Annotated in this window: 17 protein-coding genes; 4 read left to right on the top strand and 13 right to left on the bottom strand. The window is 65.4% G+C overall.

The features are described 5' to 3' along the window. Positions 1-20: 20 nt before the first annotated feature. Positions 21-416: a TIGR02266 family protein gene (locus LVJ94_18240; GenBank protein ID WXB09162.1), complete on the bottom strand. Its 396-nt coding sequence runs from the start codon at positions 414-416 to the stop codon at positions 21-23. An 88-nt stretch (positions 417-504) separates the two neighbouring features. Beyond that, positions 505-3354 (bottom strand): glycosyltransferase family 39 protein, encoded by a 2850-nt coding sequence (locus tag LVJ94_18235; GenBank protein ID WXB09161.1) that lies wholly within the window; start codon positions 3352-3354, stop codon positions 505-507. 75 nt (positions 3355-3429) lie between these two features. Between LVJ94_18235 and era the strand changes: the two genes are divergently transcribed. From era to LVJ94_18215, 4 genes are all read left to right on the top strand, one after another. Then, positions 3430-4359, top strand: a complete 930-nt coding sequence (gene era / locus LVJ94_18230) for a GTPase Era (GenBank protein WXB09160.1) — start codon at positions 3430-3432, stop codon at positions 4357-4359. Next, a complete protein-coding gene (der, locus tag LVJ94_18225; GenBank protein ID WXB09159.1) occupies positions 4356-5789 on the top strand; it encodes a ribosome biogenesis GTPase Der in 1434 nt (477 codons plus the stop codon). Before era ends, der begins: the two co-directional genes overlap by 4 nt. Before the next feature lie 69 nt (positions 5790-5858). Next, positions 5859-6104 carry a YdeI/OmpD-associated family protein gene (locus tag LVJ94_18220; GenBank protein ID WXB09158.1) on the top strand — a complete coding sequence of 82 codons (246 nt, stop codon included), beginning with the start codon at positions 5859-5861 and terminating at the stop codon, positions 6102-6104. 19 nt (positions 6105-6123) lie between these two features. Continuing rightward, positions 6124-8034 carry a KUP/HAK/KT family potassium transporter gene (locus LVJ94_18215; protein ID WXB09157.1) on the top strand — a complete coding sequence of 637 codons (1911 nt, stop codon included), beginning with the start codon at positions 6124-6126 and terminating at the stop codon, positions 8032-8034. Here LVJ94_18215 and LVJ94_18210 read toward each other — a convergent pair. From LVJ94_18210 to modB, 11 genes are all read right to left on the bottom strand, one after another. Further along, the gene (locus LVJ94_18210; protein ID WXB09156.1) at positions 8003-9283 is read right to left on the bottom strand and encodes a S1 family peptidase; all 1281 of its coding nucleotides are present in this window, start codon (positions 9281-9283) and stop codon (positions 8003-8005) included. The genes LVJ94_18215 and LVJ94_18210 overlap by 32 nt on opposite strands. 363 nt (positions 9284-9646) lie before the next feature. Continuing rightward, complete coding sequence (locus LVJ94_18205) at positions 9647-10801, bottom strand: ArsA family ATPase (GenBank protein ID WXB09155.1); 1155 nt, start codon at positions 10799-10801, stop codon at positions 9647-9649. Positions 10802-10867: 66 nt separating this feature from the next. Beyond that, positions 10868-12349 (bottom strand): replicative DNA helicase, encoded by a 1482-nt coding sequence (gene dnaB / locus LVJ94_18200; GenBank protein WXB09154.1) that lies wholly within the window; start codon positions 12347-12349, stop codon positions 10868-10870. 119 nt (positions 12350-12468) lie between these two features. Next, entirely contained in the window at positions 12469-12924 is a 456-nt protein-coding gene (gene rplI, locus LVJ94_18195) for a 50S ribosomal protein L9 (protein WXB09153.1), read from the bottom strand. A gap of 24 nt (positions 12925-12948) precedes the next feature. Next, positions 12949-13236 (bottom strand): 30S ribosomal protein S18, encoded by a 288-nt coding sequence (rpsR, locus tag LVJ94_18190; protein WXB09152.1) that lies wholly within the window; start codon positions 13234-13236, stop codon positions 12949-12951. Between the two features lie 3 nt (positions 13237-13239). Next, a complete protein-coding gene (gene rpsF / locus LVJ94_18185; protein ID WXB09151.1) occupies positions 13240-13812 on the bottom strand; it encodes a 30S ribosomal protein S6 in 573 nt (190 codons plus the stop codon). A 251-nt stretch (positions 13813-14063) separates the two neighbouring features. Beyond that, positions 14064-14633 carry an aminoacyl-tRNA hydrolase gene (pth, locus tag LVJ94_18180; GenBank protein ID WXB09150.1) on the bottom strand — a complete coding sequence of 190 codons (570 nt, stop codon included), beginning with the start codon at positions 14631-14633 and terminating at the stop codon, positions 14064-14066. 24 nt (positions 14634-14657) lie between these two features. Continuing rightward, positions 14658-15383, bottom strand: a complete 726-nt coding sequence (locus LVJ94_18175; protein ID WXB09149.1) for a 50S ribosomal protein L25 — start codon at positions 15381-15383, stop codon at positions 14658-14660. A 129-nt stretch (positions 15384-15512) separates the two neighbouring features. Further along, positions 15513-16457 (bottom strand): ribose-phosphate pyrophosphokinase, encoded by a 945-nt coding sequence (locus tag LVJ94_18170; GenBank protein ID WXB09148.1) that lies wholly within the window; start codon positions 16455-16457, stop codon positions 15513-15515. A 62-nt stretch (positions 16458-16519) separates the two neighbouring features. Beyond that, positions 16520-17236, bottom strand: a complete 717-nt coding sequence (locus LVJ94_18165) for an ATP-binding cassette domain-containing protein (protein WXB09147.1) — start codon at positions 17234-17236, stop codon at positions 16520-16522. Continuing rightward, entirely contained in the window at positions 17233-17886 is a 654-nt protein-coding gene (gene modB, locus LVJ94_18160) for a molybdate ABC transporter permease subunit (protein WXB09146.1), read from the bottom strand. The genes LVJ94_18165 and modB overlap by 4 nt, the downstream gene beginning before the upstream one ends. Positions 17887-17892: the final 6 nt, after the last annotated feature.

Raw genomic sequence — 17892 nt, 5'->3', positions numbered from 1 at the left:
TTTTCAATCCAACATGGGCGCTAGTTTGCGCCGCGGAGATACGCGATGGTGCGAATGACCTCGACCAACCGTTCGCGTTCTTGAATTCCCAGCTCGGTGAAACGGACGCCCATTCCGGGGTTCGGATTGTCGGCTTGAAGCTTCACGCGATTTTGCCACGCCACCACGCCCCCGAGTTTGAACGGCTCGTAGCCTGGGGGCGAGAAGGAGAGCAAAAGGCGTGTGCCGATGGGCAGCGGCTCCAGCGTCTTCACGAAAATGCCCATCTCGCTGATGTTCGTGATCGACGCGTAGAGAAAAGTTTCGTCCGTTACGCAATCCACCGACCAGATCACCTCGTAGCGGTCGTTGCGCCGGCGGTCCTCCGAAGATGGGGCAGAGCTATGGGGACTGGACGCGTCGTCGCGCATTGCCATCTGACCGCCTTGGCACTCAATCGCGCCGGACGCAACCCCAAAGGAATCTATTTCACCAGGTGGTAACTCGCCGTTCCTGAGGAACGCGCTATTGAACGAGGAGCGGTCCACCGTTGATGCGATTGTCTCCGTCGCTCGGACCGCTCTTGATCTTGAGTCTGGTATCACCGACGAATAAGCCGAAATAGATCGTATACGTGCCCGGCGAGAAGTTCGGTTCGAGCGAGAACTCGTAGTCGTCCACCAAGAGATCGTCGCGCAACCAGAGGGAGAATGGATACTTGCCCTCCACCGGTTTGTGATCGCCGTTGTGGCGGCGGCGATATCCGTCGATATGAATGAAGGCTTCCCATTCGGTGGTGACTGGCGCCAGCACTTTGTAATACGTCCTCATCCGATATTTGCGACCGGGAGCGACGGATTTGACGGCGTCGCCATTCTTGTCGTTGAGGTCGAACCCGAGAACTTGGAGTTTGTCATCCATGTTCACGTCGAGCGGATGCTGCGGGGACGGCGGTGCGCCAAGCAGAATCTTGTTCAGCGGATTCTGATTCTTCTCCGAACCCTGCAACCGGGATGCGATGAGGAGAATCTGACTCGATCGCGCATCGAGCACGGGGAGGTTCTGCCGCGGGGTCACCCGCTCGCGATACGTCTGATTGAGGCGCGCGAGTTCGTCGGCCTTCATGGCGACGAAGCGGCGGCCCTCGCCCCCGCCCATCAGCCATTGGTAGGCGCCGTGCGCATCGGAGAACGAGGGCGGCTCCCCTCCTGCGTAGTACGCCGCCGTGCGCCCGCCCACGCCGAAGAGCGCGAGCGGCTCGCCGCTGTTGTGCGTGCGCTCGTAGCTCTCGAACACCTCTTTCGGCGAGAGCTGGTTCGCGAGCGCGGGGTAGTACGCGCCCGAGAGAACCACGCCGAGGGCGGTGCCGAGGGCCATGAAGCCCGCCGCGCGGCGGCCCTGGAGAAGCTCGCCCAGGAAGCCGAGGATCAAAAACGTGGCGATGCCCGAGGGCACGGCGAAGGCCAGGGCCACCAGCGGGTTGATGTGGCGCGACATCAGCACGCCGAACACCCCGAGCGGCACCGCGAGCACCATGAGCGGAACCAGAATGACGAGGTAGCCAACCTTGCGCGTGCGATCTTCTTCGCGCTTGATGGCGCCGAACAACTCTTCGAAGGGCTCGAAGCCGCGGGTGAGCGAGCCCACGCTGAGGGGCTTCGCGGAGCCGAACATCCAGAGCCACACGTCGGTCGCGAAAAAGATTCCGAAGATGGCCACCAGCGGAACGAGGGCCGTGACCCACCACGCATTGAGCGCGCCCTCACGCATCTGCATCGAGATGGAGGTGAGCATCTTCAAGTGGAAGCGCGTGGCCACCCAAATGAGGAGCCCGGCCAGCGAGGCGCCGGCCACGAGGGCGAAATAGACGAGGGCCAGAAGGCCATCCCACGCATCGCGCAGCGAGTTGGCGATGTGGAGGTAGTTGTCGACGTCGAACGGGCGGCGTTTGACATCGCGATCGGTACGCTCGCACCAGGACAGAAAGGCGATGCCCGCAAAGCCGACGAGGGCGACGGTCCAGAGCGCGAGCGCGTGCTCCTTGAAGGTCTCGGGGAAGCTCGCCCCGACGACGGCGAAGGCCTGGTAGGCCTTGTCGGGCAGCTCGTGGAAGTCGTGGTGGAAGACGCCGAGGAACACGGCGGTGCCCACGCCCAGCGCCACCGACGCGTGCGCGCCGCGCTCGAAGTCGCGGATGGCGATGCCGCAGGCCGCGGCCAAAATGGTCGGCGCGCAGAAGGCCACGAGATCCGTCTTGGCCACGATGAAGCCGTGGACGGTGAAGGCCACCGCGCCGCCGACCAAGATGGCCACGCGGAAAAGGGTCTCGCGTTGGAGGGCCTGCTTCTCCCCTGCCGTCTCATGCGCCGCCGGCGGCGCAATGAAGAGGCGCCCCAAGGCAAACGGGATGAACGCGCTCCAAGGCGCGAGCGCGTGCCCCAGGTGGCCGATCATCAGATCGAACGTGGGGTAACGGGTCGGGGTGCGGAGCATCGCACCGATGGCGGGGCTCAGGTTCTTCGTGTCGCCCTTGTCGATGGCCCGCACGGCCGCCACGACGGCGTAAATGGCCAGCGCCAATCCGAGAACGGCAATCGTGTCGGAAAGCGAATCCAGGGTCTCGCGGCGGCCGGCGGCCACCACGACGAACCATGCGATGCCCACGCCGGCGAGCGGCACGGCGAGGCCGAAGAGCGCACCGCGGCTGTAGTAGCCCACCAGCAGGCCCACCAAGCCCAGCGCCAGAAACGCGTAGCGGGCACCGGCTCCGGAATCCGGGCGCCGGTCGAAGACGGCGACCGACAGCCCCGAGAAGGCCATCGAGACGCCGCTCATCGTGACGATGTCGCCCAGCATCGACCGGGCTTGCACGAAGTAGAGCGGCATCGTCACCAGGGCGAGCACCGAATAGAGGCCCGCGCGCTGGTCCACCAAGCGCGCCACGGCGGCGTAGAGCGAAAGCGCCCCCGCGATGCCCCAGAGCGCCAGCGGCAGGCGGCCCGACCACTCGTGCAGACCGAAAAGCTTGAATCCGAGGGCAATCGACGTGAACGGCAGCTCGGGGCGCCCGAGGTCGTTCAAGTGCGGCAGCGAATTGTCCGCGCCGGAGAGCGCCAGGGCGCTGGCGTGGAACAGATTGAGCGCCAGGCGGCGGCCCAAATCCGCGATGTTGAGCTCGTACGGGTCCCAGAGGCCGCTCTTGGAAAGCGGCGGGAGGAGCAGCAACACCAGGACGGGAATGGCCACTGCGAGGGCCGTCACCGTCCAGGGCGGGAATCGGAATGGCGCCTTTTCAGGCGCAGCCTCCCGTTTCTCCTCGGGTTTTTCGGCCGTCTTCGAGTCCAAAGCAAGCTTGTCGTCGGATTCTTCGCTCATCGCAAAAACCGGCCCGGAGGGTAGTCGGGATGGGGAAGACGGTAAAGCCGTGATACGGTGCGCCGCCCTGCAATCATGTCGAAGATTCGTGTCGGGACCGTAGCCCTGGTGGGGCGGCCCAATGTTGGAAAGAGCACCCTACTCAATGCGCTCCTCGGCGAGCGCATTGCGATTGTGAGTCATCACCCGCAAACCACGCGGGACCGCATCCTTGGCGTTCTGACGCAAAAGGATGCCCAGTACGTCTTCATCGATACCCCCGGAATGCACGCCGCCAAGACGAAACTTGGCGCCCGGATGAACCACGAAGCGCGCCAAGCGGCGCGCGAAGCCAACGTGGTGGTCTTCGTCACCTCGGTGGGCGTGGAGCCGGTACCGACGGTGGGGCGCTTCGATGCGTCGCTGCTCGAGCAATTGAAGGTCGCGAACGTGCCCGTCGTGCTCGCGATCAACAAGATCGACCGGGCCACGAACAAAGAGGCGCTGTTTGCCGTGCTGGAGGCGTATTCGAAGGCCTTCGACTTCGCGGCGTTGGTGCCCATCAGTGCGAAGAAGCAGAATGGGCTCGACCGGGTGCTGCTCGAGGTGAAGGCCCACCTGCCCGAGGACGAGCTGCTCTACGAGGCGGACACCCTCACCGATCGGCCGATGCGCTTTTTGGTGGCGGAGTTCGTGCGTGAGCAGATCCTTCGCGCGACGCGCGAGGAGGTCCCGCACGGGGTCGCGGTGGTCGTGGACCGCTTCGACGAGTCGGGCAAGATTCCCAAGATCGAGCTGTCGGTGCACGTCGACCGCGAGGGGCACAAGAAGATCCTCGTGGGCAAGCAAGGCTCCGTGCTCAAGGAAATCGGTTCGAAGGCCCGGGCGCGGGTCGAGAGCTTGATGGGTAGACAGGTACACCTCGCCCTCTGGGTCCGGGTGACACCGAATTGGTACGAGTCCGATCGCGGACTGATGGAAATGGGCTACATCGGTGAAACCGACGGCTCGAAGGATTCCCGATGACGAAGCACCGAAAGTCGACCGAGGGGCCGAAGGCCACTGCGGGCGGCGGCAAAAGTAAATTACCTGCGGGCCTCTCCGGCCTGCCGATCGTGGCCGTCGTCGGCCGGCCCAACGTGGGCAAATCGACCTTGTTCAACCGGCTCGCGCGGCGGCGCATCGCCATCGTGCACGACGAGCCGGGTGTGACACGCGATCGGCACTACGCCGATACGTCGGCCTACGGGCGCGCCTACACCTTGATCGATACGGGCGGGTTCGATCCCGAGGACGAGGATCCGATGCGCGCCGGCATCGCGCACCACGTGAAGCTGGCCATCGACGAGGCGGACGTCATCATCTTCCTCACCGACGCGACCACGGCGCTCACCAGCGCGGATCGGGCGGCGATTCGGCTGCTTCGCGTGGCGAAGAAGCCGGTGTTCTTCGCGGCCAACAAGGCCGACTCGGCCAAGGTCGACGCGGAGGCCTTCGAGCTGTACCGCGAAGGCGTCGAGACGGTGTATCCGGTGAGCTCCCTTCACGGACGTGGCATCGGCGATTTGGAAGCGGCCGTCGTGGACGCGTTTCCGCCCGAAGAAGAGGCGAAGACCCCGGAGGACGACGGCGTCACCCGCGTGGCCATCGTGGGGCGGCCCAACGCCGGGAAATCGAGCTTGGTGAACCGCGTGCTGGGCGAGGACCGCATGCTGGTCAGCGAGGAGCCGGGCACGACGCGCGATGCCATCGACGCGCTGGTCGAGCGCGGCGACAAGCGCTACGTGCTCATCGACACCGCCGGCATCCGCCGCAAGGGCAAGGTCGCCAAGGCGGAGAGCACGGTCGAGGCCGTGAGCGTGCTCCACGCGATCCGGAGCATCGAGCGGGCGCAGGTCGCCGTTCTCTTGTGCGATGCCGCCGAGGGCGTGGCCGAGCAGGATGCGAAGATCCTGGGCCTGGCCGAGGAACGCGCGCGCGCCGTCATCATCGCGCTGAACAAGAGCGACTTGGTGTCGTCGAAGAAGGACATGGACGCCATCGAAACGCGGGCGCGCGAGAAGCTCTCCTTCGCGCCCTACGCGCCCGTGGTGCGCATGAGCGCGATGAAAGGCCGCGGGCTCAACGAGCTGTTTGCGACCATCGATCGCGTGAAGGAAGGGTTCACCAAGCGCGTCAGCACGGGCGAGTTGAATCGCTTCTTCGCCCAGGTGCTCGAGACGCGCCCGCCGCCGACCAGCGGGGGCAAGGCGCCGCGCCTCTACTACATCACGCAAGCGGAAACGGCGCCGCCCACGTTCGTCTGCATCACGAATGCACCGGACGCGGTGCACTTCTCGTATCGGCGCTTCGTGATCAACCAGCTGCGGAAACACTTCGGATTCGAAGGTGTTCCGATACGTGTATTCTACAAGGCAAAGCGCCGCCGCGAACGGGGCGAAGAAGCCACCGAGTAACGGCAGCATCGACATTTGCGTGGGATCAACGCACACTGGCTCGATCCCATGGCGTCGAGGAAGCCCGACATGAGCCGTCTGACCCGTGCGGTTCAGCCGATGCCGGCGTTCGTGAAGGCGCAGATCGTGGGCCGCGGGCTGATGGGCACCTACCGAAGCCGGCCGGCGTACCAGCAGAATGACTACCTCGGCTGGATCATGCGGGCGAAGCTCGACGTTACGCGGCAAAAGCGGCTCGCGCAGATGCTCGACGAGCTCGATGCGGGCAACGTTTACATGAACATGGCGTGGAAAGGAAAACGCGGAGCAGCTTGACCGCGACGGGGGAGCGCGCATGCAAGCCGTCGAGACCGAAGCCCTTCACACGCACAAGAAAGCTTCGCTGGCGACGCTCACGATGGGCGCGCTCGGGGTCGTGTTCGGCGACATTGGCACGAGCCCGCTCTACACGCTGAGGGAGTGCCTGCGCGCCACCGGCGGCGGGCATCCCGTGCCGGAGGACGTGCTCGGCCTGCTCTCGCTCATCTTTTGGTCGCTCAGCATGGTGGTGACGGTGAAGTACCTCACCTTCATCATGCGGGCGGACAACCGCGGCGAGGGTGGCATCTTCGCGCTGCTGGCCATCGTCCCGGAAAGGCTGCGCGCCTCGCGCGGCATGATGCGCATCTCCTTGGTGGCCTTCATCGTCGTGGTGGGGGCCGCGCTGCTCTACGGGGACGGTGCGATCACGCCGGCGATCTCCGTGCTCAGCGCCATCGAGGGACTCACGGTGGTGCGCCCTTCCCTCGCCTGGGCCGTCGTGCCGGCAACCTGCGTGATCCTGCTCGGGCTCTTCTCCGTGCAGCACCGCGGGACGGGCGCCGTGGGCGCGTTTTTCGGGCCCGTCATGGCGGCGTGGTTCGTCACCATCGGGGCGCTCGGGGCTTACCACATCGCGCACATGCCCAGTGTGCTCAGGGCCATTTCCCCGCACCATGCCATCGCGTACTTCGCCGACAACGGGATGCCCGGCTTCCTCGTACTCGGCTCCGTCGTGCTGGCGGTGACGGGCGGCGAGGCGCTCTACGCCGACATGGGGCACTTCGGCGTTCGGCCCATTCGCATCGCGTGGCTCGCGCTGGTCATGCCGGCCCTGGTGCTCTGCTACTTCGGACAGGGCGCGTTGGTGCTCGCGCACCCGGAGGCGCTGGAGAATCCCTTCTTCGCGATGGTTCCCACGGGGCCGGCCACGTTCCTCCTGGTCGGGCTATCCAGCGCGGCGACCATCATCGCGTCGCAGGCGCTCATCTCGGGCGCGTTTTCGCTGACGCGGCAGGCGCAGCAGCTCGGGTACTTCCCGCGGGTCAACATCCTGCACACGGCGGCCCATACCGAGGGGCAAATTTACATTCCGCAGATCAACTGGATTCTCGCGACGGCGTGTTTGCTTTTGGTGCTCGGTTTTCAGAAGTCCGAGAGGCTGGCCTCCGCATACGGCATCGCGGTGACAGGGACGATGATGCTCACGTCCATCGTCTTCGCCACGGTCATGCGGCACACGTGGAAGTGGCATCCGGTGATCGTCGCGGCGGTGCTCGTGCTGTTTCTCTCGTTCGACGTGCCGTTCTTCGTCGCCAACACGGTGAAGGTGCTCGACGGCGGGTGGGTGCCCATCATGATCGGCGTCGTCTTCGTCGCGGCGATGCTCCTTTGGACGAAGGGGCGCACGCTCGTCTTCGAGCAGTACCAGCAACGAAGCGGCAAAATGGAAGAAGCCCTCCCTCGCCTCGTGGAGAGCCTCGAGGCGCGCACGTCGGGAACCGCGGTGTTCATGTCCTCGGCCGCCTCCCTGGTGCCGCCGATTTTGATTCACTTGGTCGATCGGACGCACACCATCCACCGCTCGGTGCTGCTGCTGACGGTGATCACGGAGGATATCCCTTCAGTGCCGCCCGAGCGCCGCGTCGAGGTCGCGCCGCTGCACGATGGCTTCTGCCGCGTGGTGGCGCGCTACGGGTTCATGCAGACGCCCAACGTGCCCCTGGTGGTGCGCGAGGCCGGGGAAAAGGCGGGCTTGCCCATCAACTTGGACAAGGTGACGTACTTTCTCGGGCGCGAGCGGGTGCTGGGCTTGGACACCGGGGCGATGGGGCAATTCGCCGAGCGCATTTTCGGCTTTTTGCAGCGAAATGCGGTGTCGGCCGACCGGCATTTTCAGATCCCGGCGGACCAGGTCATCGAGATCGGGATTCAGCTCGATCTGTGAGATTCGAAGCGCGGCGTCGTCGCATCGCGAGAGCGAGCGCGAACATCGCGGATGCGAGCGCGCCGTACGCAAACGGCGCGCGCCGCGGAGAGGCCGAGCAGCTTCCGCCCGCGATCTCCGTTTCGGAGGGCGTGCTCGGGTTGTTGGGGCCAGCGTCGGCACCGCGGCTACCGACGGGCACCTTGCAGACTTTCTGGTTGCCCTCGAGCGAGCACTCGTACCCGGTGGGGCACGCCGTGGAGAAGCAATCGAGGGTGCAGGCGCCCTGGTAGCAGAGGCCCGATTGGCAATCGGTCGGGCCTTGGCAAGCCTGACCGAAGCGGGCCTTTCCCGGATCCCCGGAGCCCTCGACCCATGGGGTCTCGCCGACGTCGCCGAAGGCCTCGAGGATGAGGGTCTTGAACGGTGCGGTCTCCGTGTAGACGTTGGTCGTATTGGAACCGATGCATCCACGCGGCTCGCCCGAGGTGCCATTGCCACCGCGCGAGACGACCCCGATGACGGCGTGCGTGTCGTCGCTGAAGGCTGGGCCGCCGCTGTCGCCGGCGCAGATGGATTCGCCGGTCATGAAATCGACGGCGGTGAGCTCCGGATGCGAGCTGGAGGCTGCGGCGGGGCCCACCGCGGTCACGGTGAGGCCGGTGCGCTGCTTGCGCACGGCAGGCTCGGTGCCGCTGTTGCCCGAGTTGGAGTTCTCCGTCATGCCCCACCCCACGGCGGTGAAGGGGTCGCCGGCGGCCGCCCGGGTGTACAGGCGGATGGGGGCGATCTTCGCGTTGGGAATGGGTCGATCGAGCGCCAACAAGGCGAGATCGTGGCCGCAGAGATTGGTCCCTTTGTCCGTGTAGATCTTCTTTCCTTTGGCGGCCGCCTTCTCGTACGTCTCGGCCTTGCGGAGATCCCCGGGGCTCTGCGCGCCGGTGAAGACGTAGAGCCCTCCGACCTGAAAGTCCTCGTGGACGCCGTTGTCCTTGCACGAGGCGGCGTTGTCGTCGGTGGCGGAGACGCAGTGGCGCGCGGTGAGTACCAGGTTGGGCGCGATCAGCGTACCGGTGCACCGCTCGATCGTGACGATGACGCCGGAGGGCTGGTAGCGCATGAGAAGAACGGTCTCGTCCTGCGCGGCGCTCGAGTCGGCTCCGGAGATGATCTCCGTGGACGATGCGCGCGAATCTTCGTTTCGGTCGGCGCTGCACGCCGTCGTTGCGGCGGCGACGAAACAGGCCGCGAGGACGTGGGCTCGTTGCATGGTGGCAAGTGTATCCGAGCCATCGTCCCGCGCCGACCCACCGTAGTCACACGGAAATGATCCGCTAGGGCCATCTGTAGATCTGAAACACCCGGGGGGGCCCACACGATTCTCCAATGCGGGATTCTCCCCATGCCTTTCCATCGCAGTGCGGTGGTCTGCCGTCGAACTCGACTGTCGCCACCGAAGTTCGTTTCACGAGCGACGACCCCGTCGTGGGTCGTCTGGTTGCTTGCTCTGAGTATCACCGCGGGGATCGCCGGACTTGCGACCCCGACAGGCACCGCGCTGACGTTGCTCGCGGCGGCGCTGATCGGCCCGGTGGCCGTGCTCGTCGTGGCGTTCTCGCGACGGCGAATCCCGCTAGATACCGCCGGACATCAACGTCGCCGCGAGGTCCGAAAGAAGACGCACGTCGTGCACGTCCGACGCAAGCTCGGGCACCTTCACGATGGGCACGTCTTCGGGAAGCTCCGCGTGCAGCACGCCGACGTTGCGATGGTCCAGCGCCGCAAGGTGAACGGCGTCCAGGTGCGCGCGTGAGAGGCGCTCGGCCGCTTCGTCCTCGAGTTGGATACCGCGGGTCATCACCGCCGCGTGCGCCACCGAGATGGGAATGGGCGCATCTCCGGCATGCGGCGGCGGCACGCGGTAGCGATTCACCACCAGCGCGCCACGCGGCATGTCGTGCTGGGCCAGGCGCCCGGAGAAATAGAGCACCTCTTTGATGCTCACCGGCGACGGCGACGTCACCAGCACGAAGGCGACGTCCTTGCTTCGCAGCGCGGCCTGCACGCGCGCCGCGCGCTCTTTGAATCCGCCGAAGAGATCGTTCAGCTCCGTGATGAACCCCGCGACATCTTCCAAGAAGCCGCCACCCGTGATCTTGCCGATGGCGCGCAGCACCACGGACGCCGAGCGCGCGAGGATGTTGAGCGACAGCTTTCCCGTCGACTGGAACGCATCCACGAACCAGCGCATGGCCGCGGAATCGAGTGCGTCGACCAGCCGCTCCGGCGCATCGAGGAAGTCGAGCGCGTTGGCGGTGGGCGGCGTGTCGAGGCAGATTAGGTCGTAGCGGGGATCGCCCTTGACGTCGATCAGCTTCTCCATCGCCATGTACTCCTGCGTACCGGCGAGCGACGTGGAGACGTACTTGTAAATCTTGTTGTCCAAGAGGCGCTGCGCGCGTTCGGGGCTCGAAGAATACTTCATCACCAGCTCGTCGAAGGTGCGCTTCGTATCGAGCATCATCACGGTGAGCGAGCCTTTGAGTGGCGCGCCGGCGTCGGCGAAACGCGCCGGGTCGATGTCCATGGCCTCGGTGTTCATCCGGGCGATGCCCAGGCTCTCGGCGAGGCGATGCGCCGGATCGATGGTGAGGCACAGCACGCGCTTTCCGCGCTGCGCAGCCGCGACCCCCAGCGCCGCGGAGGTCGTGGTCTTACCGACCCCGCCCGCCCCCACCGAGATGATCACACGGCGCGTATCGACGATGGACTCCAGAGGCGACTTCATGAGGAGGCGTCGTTTTTACCAGGAAAGTTACGCAAAAGTCGAATCTCGGAAGGCATCGGTCGGGAATCAGCCCGGCTCGTCCTCGTATTCGCCATCGGGCAAGTTGTCGAAGCGCGTGTATTCTTTGTCGAACCGCACCTTCGCCGTGCCGGTCGGGCCGTTACGCTGCTTGGCGAGGATCAACTCGGCGATGTTGGGCTCGGTCGAGCCTTCCTTGTTGTAGTAGTCGTCGCGGTAAATGAAGATGATGTTGTCGGCGTCCTGCTCGATGGCGCCCGACTCGCGAAGGTCGCTGATCTGGGGGCGCTTGGATTTCTCGCTGCGCGTCTCGACGGCGCGATTCAGCTGCGAGAGGGCGATGACCGGGACCTTGAGCTCTTTGGCGAGGCCTTTGAGTCCGCGGGAGATTTCGCTGATCTCTTGCTCGCGGGAGCTGACCCCGTCGCGGCCCTTCATGAGCTGCAAGTAGTCGATGATGACCAGGCCGATCTTGCGGCCCCCGCGGCCGTCCTCGGGCTCGCGATCGTACTCGGCTTGGAGGCGGCGCACCTTGGCGCGAAGCTCGAGAATGCTCAAGGTCGACGAGTCGTCGATCCAGATGGGCAAGCTGCCGAGGAAGGCGGCGGCTTGCGTCAGGCGGTTCCAATCTTGTTGGCTGAGGAAGCCCGAGCGGACCTTGCTGACGTCGACCTTGCCCTCGGAGCACACCATACGATTGGCCAGCTGCTCGCGCGGCATTTCCAAGGAGAAGACGGCCACCCCTGCCCCTTCTTGCTCCCAGCGCTGGTTCGGATCGTTCTCGAGTTCCCTGCCCTTGGGGCTCGCCACGTTGACGGCCACGTTGAGGACGAAGCTCGTTTTGCCCATGCCGGGACGCGCGGCGACGATGGAGAGGTCGCCCGGGTGGAGGCCGGCGGTGAGGCGATCGTAGCGATCGAACCCGGTGGCCACACCGGTGATGCGATCGCCGCGTTGCATGGCGTCGGTCAATTGCTTGAACGACTTCTTCATGACGCTGATGAGCTTCTCGACGCTGCTCGACTCCGACGTGCGACTCAGCTCGTACACGGACTGCTCGGCGCCATCGATGAAGTGCTGCGCGTCGCCGTAGTCGATGTAACCCTGCGCGGCCACGCGCTGGCAGGTGGCAATCAGCTGGCGCACGCGCCACTTCTCGTGGATCGTGGTGCCGTAGGCGGCGATGTTGGCCACGGCCGGGGCGCAGTTGAGGATCTCCGTGAGGTACGCCATCCCGCCGATCTGCTGGATGCGCTCACGGTTCTTCAGGTACGTGCCCACCTGCACGATGTCGACGGGCTGGCCGGCCTGGCGCAGTTCGATGCACGCTTCGTAAATGCGGCGGTGCGCTTCCGAGTAGTAGTGCTCGGGCTTGAGGAACTCGAGCACGCGGTCGAGCGCCATGCTGTCGATCATGATCGCCGACAGAACGGCCGCCTCGGCGTCGAGATCGTGCGGGGGAACGCGCCCGTCGATCTGCGGCGGCTCCACGATCTCCGGCTTTCCCCGCGTTTTCCACGCCTTTTCCACAGATCTTCCTCCCGAAAAAGCACGAAACCCCGGCTGCGCCGTCTGCGCAACCGAGGTTTCAGATGCTTACCACAAGTGATGTCCCCGCGGCATGGGCCGCGGACGACATCATGCGAGGCTCACTTCTTGACGACTTCCACCTTGAGGGTGGCGACGACGTCGGTGAGAAGCTTCACGGGAACTTGCACTTGGCCGAGCGCCTTGAGGGGCTCACCGAGCACGAGCTTTTTGCGATCGAACTTCACGCCCTGGGCCTCGACCGCGGCGTGGATTTCCTTCGCCGTGACGGAGCCAAAGAGCTTGTCGTCCTCGCCGACGGCGCGGGCGATCTTGATGTCGAGCGCGTTGAGCTTCTCTGCGAGCTCGCGGCTCTCCTTCTTCAGCTTTTCGGCCTTGGCCAGGGCGACGGCCTTTTCGTGCTCGACGCGATGGACCTGGGCCACCGTCGCGGGGACGGCGAGCTGGCGCGGAAGAAGGTAGTTACGTGCGAAGCCCGGGCGAACCTTGACGAGTTCACCGGAGGTTCCGACGTTCGGGACGTCCTGCTGAAGAATGACTTGAATCGTGGCGGGCATGGTAGCTCTCCTGAATCCTTCTCGTCAGGCCGTGACGGTGAAGGGCAAGAGCGCGATGTTGCGCGCGCGTTTGATCGCCTGGGTGACCTTGCGCTGATGAAGAGCGCAGTTTCCGCTGATGCGGCGGGGAACGACCTTGCCGCGGTCGGAGATGAAGTAGCGAAGCGCCTGCGGGTCTTTGTAGTCGATGACCGTGACCTTCTCCGCGCAGAACTTGCAAACGCGCTTCTTGCCCGTGCGGCGGCGGCCGGGGGCATCTTGGTTCAGGTCCGGTGTACGTCCAAAGTCCTTGTCGTCATCCAACATAGCCATGGCTCAGGCCTCCTCTCCGCTGCTGCCACCACCTTCGGCCTTCGGGGTCGCCGCGCTCTCGGGAGCGGCTTCTTCGTCGGCGAAGTCGTCCTCACCACGATCGCCATCGCGATCGTCGCGGCTGTGACGCGCATCGGGAAGGTCGACGAGGCCGAGGGCGCGCTCGCGCGATTCCTTCTCTTCTTCTTCGGCCGGCAGCTCGAGGCGGGCCAGCTTCACTTCTTCCGGATCGATCGTCAGCGTGCCTTCGTCGACGTCGTCCTTCAAGAGCACCGTCTGGAACTTGAGGACGGAGTCCTGCAGCTTCAGGTTGCGCTCGAGCTCGTTCACGAGACCGCCGCGGCCCACGTACTTGACGTAAACGTAGACGCCCTTCTTGAACTTCGCGACGGGGTACGCGAGACGGCGGCGGCCCCAGGCCTCGACCTTGGTGAGCTTGCCGGACTCGCGCGAAACGACTTCCGCGACGCGGTTTTGAACTTTTTCGGCGGTGTCGGGATCGACGTCGCCGCGAAGGATGTAGATGGTCTCGTACTCCTTCGTTTTCAGCGCTTGGGTGGTGGTGGCTAGTGCCATCGACCTCTCCTTGTGGACGTGAGGCCCCCCGGGCGGGGAGCAAGGGATTCCCACGGAAAACCCGCGGGAGGCGGCTCTGTAGCATACAGACGCCGCCGATGGAAGCTCGGTGGAAGCTAAGAGGCCGAGAGATTTTGAACAGGGAGATCGGGAGGTCGGGAGACCTGAATTTTTTTGATTCAACGATCAGCGCGTTGAAACAACAAAAACTCCCGATCTCCCGATCTCCCTGTTCAATCCCTCAGGGAGGGTTACGTGCGTTTTCCGCGGGTATTGACGGCGTTCATGGCGGCGGTTACGCCGTTCACGACGACCGAATGCGCGGCTTTGACGGCCGTTTCTACGACGTTGGGGAGCTCGGCGCGTTCGACGGGGTCGAAGGCCTGGAGCACATAGTCGGCGACGTCGCCGCGGAAGTCGGGGGGCGGGCGGCCAATGCCGACGCGCACGCGGACGAAGTCCGGGGTGCCCAGGCGGCCGATGATGCTGCGCAGGCCGTTGTGGCCGGCGTGGCCGCCGCCAAACTTGAGGCGAACGTCACCCCAGGGCAGATCCAGCTCGTCGTGGATGACGACGATTTCGGCCGGCTCCGCCTTGAGGAAGGCGGCGCACGGCTGAACGCTGTCGCCCGAGAGGTTCATGAAGGTCTGCGGCTTGAGGAGCGCGTTGTGCGCGCCCTTCGTGAAGACGCCGGAGAACTTCTCCCGCCACTCGGGGAAGCTGCCCTGCCGATGGATCTCGTCGGCCACCATGAAGCCGATGTTGTGACGCGTTTCCGCGTATTTTTTCCCCGGATTCCCGAGGCCGACGACGAGGATCACATCGAGTCTGCAGGTAAAGAGAGCTTACTTCTTCTTGGCGTCTTTGGCGGGGGCCGCGGCTTTCGCGTCCTTGGCGGCCGGGGCGGCCTTGCCACCCGCGGCAGCGGCCGGGGCTGCGCCTGCGGCGCCCGGGGCGGCGGCGGCGGTTTCCTCGGAGCGATCCTTCTCCGGCGCGACGACCGACACGAGGGTCTGCTCCGCGGGGAGACGGACGCTCACGCCCTCGGCGAGCTGCAGCTGCTGCGTCGAGATGTGGCCGTTGAGCTCGAGCGCGGTCACGTCGACCTCGATCTTGAGCGGGATGCGGTCCGGCCGGCAGCGCACGGGGAGCGTGCGGTAAACCTGGCGAAGGATGCCGCCCTTGACGACGCCTTCGGCCTTGCCGGTGGTGAAGAGCGGGATGTCGACCTCGATCTCCTCGTCGAGCTTCACCTCGACGAAGTCGACGTGCTCCAGATCGCGGCGCACCGGATGGTACGAGTAGTCACGGATCATCACGAGGCGCTCGCTGCCCGCAACCTGGACGCGAATGACGGTGTTTTTCCCGTGCTCGCTCTTGAGGATGTTGAGGACTTCTTTGGGGGCAACCGCAATCGGGGTCGCGGCCAGCGTCTTACCGTAGGCCACGGCCGGAACTTGGCCGGTGCGGCGCAGGCGCTTCGCCTCTCCCTTGCCCGCTACGAGGCGTGCCGAAACGGAAAGCTGGGCGATCGCCGAGGTGGAAGAATCGGAGGTGGTGGCCGCGCTCATGATCGTACGTATCTCCCGGATGACTCGTGTGGATGCAGCTAAGAGGCGGTGCCTTTAGCAGAAGGTGCGGGGGGCTTACAGTTAAAACGTGAAGCCCCCGACAATTTGTTCAGTAACGTGAGGGTCTGCTCAGGCGAAAAGCGAGCTGACCGAATCGGAGCTGTGGATGCGCTTGATGGCCTCGCCCAAGAGTCGGGCGATGCTGACCTGGCGGATCTTGGAGCAGGCCTTGGCCTCGTCCGACAGCGGAATGGAGTCGGTGACGATGACCTCACCGAGGGGCGACTCGCTGATGCGCTTGACCGCCGGACCCGAAAAGACGCCGTGCGTGGCACACGCGACGACCCGCGTGGCGCCGTGATCGACCAAGGCGCGGGCGGCGCCGCAGAGGGTGCCCGCGGTGTCGATCATGTCGTCGATGATGATGCACTCCTTGCCCTTCACGTCGCCGATGAGGTTCATCACCTCGCTGACGTTGGCGCGCTCGCGACGCTTGTCGACGATGGCCAGGCTGGCGTTGAGACGCTTGGAGTAGGCGCGCGCGCGCTCGACGCCGCCCGAGTCGGGCGAGACGAAGACGGCGGAGGAGTCGAACGTCTTCTTCAGGTAATCCTCGAGCATCACCGGCATCGCGTACAGGTGGTCGAAGGGGATGTTGAAGAAGCCCTGAATCTGCCCGGCGTGCAGGTCGACCGAGACGACGCGGGTGACGCCGGAGACTTGGATCAAGTCCGCCACGAGCTTGGACGTGATGGGCGTGCGCGGTGCGACTTTGCGATCTTGCCGGCCGTAGCCGTAATACGGGATGACCGCTGTGATGGATCCGGCCGAGGCGCGACGGAGGGCGTCGCACATGATCAGGAGCTCCATCACGTTGTCGTTGACGGGGCTCGACGTCGGCTGGATGACGAATGCGTCGACCCCGCGGACGTTCTCGTTCAGCTCGACGAACGATTCGTTGTCGCTGAACCGCGTGATGCGAACCTTCGACAGCGGCGTCTCCAGATAGCCACCGATGGACGCGGCGAGCTCCGGATTCGCACCCCCAGAGAAGAGACAGACCTTCTTGAACATGACCGAGCCCCAGCTAGCTGCGTTTGTTTCGCCGACGGGTAATCCCGCGAGAAGCGCGTGGTCTAGCTTCCAGGTGCGCCTGTGTCAACGGAAGGCTCATCTCGACCCCGCAAGAGTTCGTCCGGGCGGCCACGAGCCACCAGGCTTCCACCCTGAATGCAAAGGACCCGGTCGCCGAGAAGCCGCGCTTCCTGGGCGTGGTGCGTGACGTGCAGGAAAGGTACACCGAGCTCGGTCGCAGAGGCCCGGAGATCGGCACATAAGGACTGCCTGAGTTCGCGATCCATGGCGGAGAACGGCTCGTCGAGGAGCACGGTGTGCGGTTCCATGGCAAATGCCCTTGCCAGGGCCACACGCTGGGCCTCCCCGCCCGAATACGTCGCCGGACGTCGGTCGGCGAGGTGCGCCACCCGAAACCGGTCGAGCAGCTCCAAGGCCTTGCGGCGGCGGACCTCGCGGGCGAGGGCGCGATCCATCCCGTAGGCGACGTTGGCCGCCGCGCTCATGTGGGGGAACAAGGCCAGCGATTGAAAGACGAAGGCCACGCGACGCAGATGAACCGGCCGATCGATTCGCGCGCCCGCGTCGAACCAGACGTCGCCACCCAGCACCACACGGCCGCGCTCGGGGCGGAGCAAGCCGGCGATGGCGGCCAGGGTGGTGCTTTTGCCCGAGCCCGAGGGGCCGAAAAGGATGGTGATGCCGGGCGGCGCCTCGAACGCGACGTCGAGGCGAAAGGCACCGTGCCGGATCTCCAGCGCGACCGAGAGGCTGGTCATGCGCGCCGCCGTTCGGTGAGCTTGTTGACGGTGTAGAGCACGGCGATGGCCACCAGCGAGAGGACGATGACCAAGGAAAGCGCCTCGTCGTCGCGCTGGGCCAAGATGGCGTCGAAGATGGCGAGGGAGGCGGTCTGCGTTTCGCCGGGGATGTTGCCCGCGACCATCAAGGTGACGCCGAAGTCGCCGAGGGCGCGCGCGAAGGCGAGCATCAGTGCGGCGATGATGCCGCGCCCGGCCAGCGGAAGGCGCACGGTGAGAAAGGCGCGCCACGCGGAAGCGCCCAGGGTACGCGCGGCGAAGACGAGCTGCGGGTCGACGTCTTCGAGGGCGGCGCGCCCCGATTTGATGACGATGGGGAGCGCGCCGATGGCGGCGGCCACGACGGCGCCGGTGCGGGTGAAGACGATGCTCGATCCGGTGAGGGCCTCGAAGGCCTGGCCGATGGGGCCGCGGCGGCCGAGCAGCACGAGCAGGTAGTACCCGAGCACCGTGGGCGGCATGACCATGGGCACGGTCACGAGCACGTCGAGCAAGGCGCGGCCGGGAAAGCGTCGCGTCGCGAGGAGCGTGGCCATCGCGAGGCCCACCACCGCCGCCAGAAGCGTCGACCCGGTGGCAACGAACAGCGACAGCGCGAGCGGGCTCACGTAGGG

The organism is Sorangiineae bacterium MSr11367 (genome assembly GCA_037157805.1).
Taxonomy (GTDB): Bacteria; Myxococcota_A; Polyangia; order Polyangiales; family Polyangiaceae; genus Pendulispora; species Pendulispora rubella.
Note: the sequence above shows the minus strand (reverse complement) of the source record. Positions and strands in the feature narration are given on the sequence as shown.

Coding starts and splice junctions, on each gene's coding strand:
- LVJ94_18235 (WXB09161.1), bottom strand. CDS start 3,354: ATGAGCGAAGAATCCGACGACAAGCTTGCTTTGGACTCGAAGACGGCC.
- rplI (WXB09153.1), bottom strand. CDS start 12,924: ATGCCCGCCACGATTCAAGTCATTCTTCAGCAGGACGTCCCGAACGTC.
- LVJ94_18240 (WXB09162.1), bottom strand. CDS start 416: ATGGCAATGCGCGACGACGCGTCCAGTCCCCATAGCTCTGCCCCATCT.
- LVJ94_18170 (WXB09148.1), bottom strand. CDS start 16,457: ATGTTCAAGAAGGTCTGTCTCTTCTCTGGGGGTGCGAATCCGGAGCTC.
- rpsR (WXB09152.1), bottom strand. CDS start 13,236: ATGGCTATGTTGGATGACGACAAGGACTTTGGACGTACACCGGACCTG.
- era (WXB09160.1), top strand. CDS start 3,430: ATGTCGAAGATTCGTGTCGGGACCGTAGCCCTGGTGGGGCGGCCCAAT.
- LVJ94_18210 (WXB09156.1), bottom strand. CDS start 9,283: ATGCAACGAGCCCACGTCCTCGCGGCCTGTTTCGTCGCCGCCGCAACG.
- der (WXB09159.1), top strand. CDS start 4,356: ATGACGAAGCACCGAAAGTCGACCGAGGGGCCGAAGGCCACTGCGGGC.
- LVJ94_18220 (WXB09158.1), top strand. CDS start 5,859: ATGAGCCGTCTGACCCGTGCGGTTCAGCCGATGCCGGCGTTCGTGAAG.
- LVJ94_18165 (WXB09147.1), bottom strand. CDS start 17,236: ATGACCAGCCTCTCGGTCGCGCTGGAGATCCGGCACGGTGCCTTTCGC.
- rpsF (WXB09151.1), bottom strand. CDS start 13,812: ATGGCACTAGCCACCACCACCCAAGCGCTGAAAACGAAGGAGTACGAG.
- LVJ94_18205 (WXB09155.1), bottom strand. CDS start 10,801: ATGAAGTCGCCTCTGGAGTCCATCGTCGATACGCGCCGTGTGATCATC.
- LVJ94_18175 (WXB09149.1), bottom strand. CDS start 15,383: ATGAGCGCGGCCACCACCTCCGATTCTTCCACCTCGGCGATCGCCCAG.
- LVJ94_18215 (WXB09157.1), top strand. CDS start 6,124: ATGCAAGCCGTCGAGACCGAAGCCCTTCACACGCACAAGAAAGCTTCG.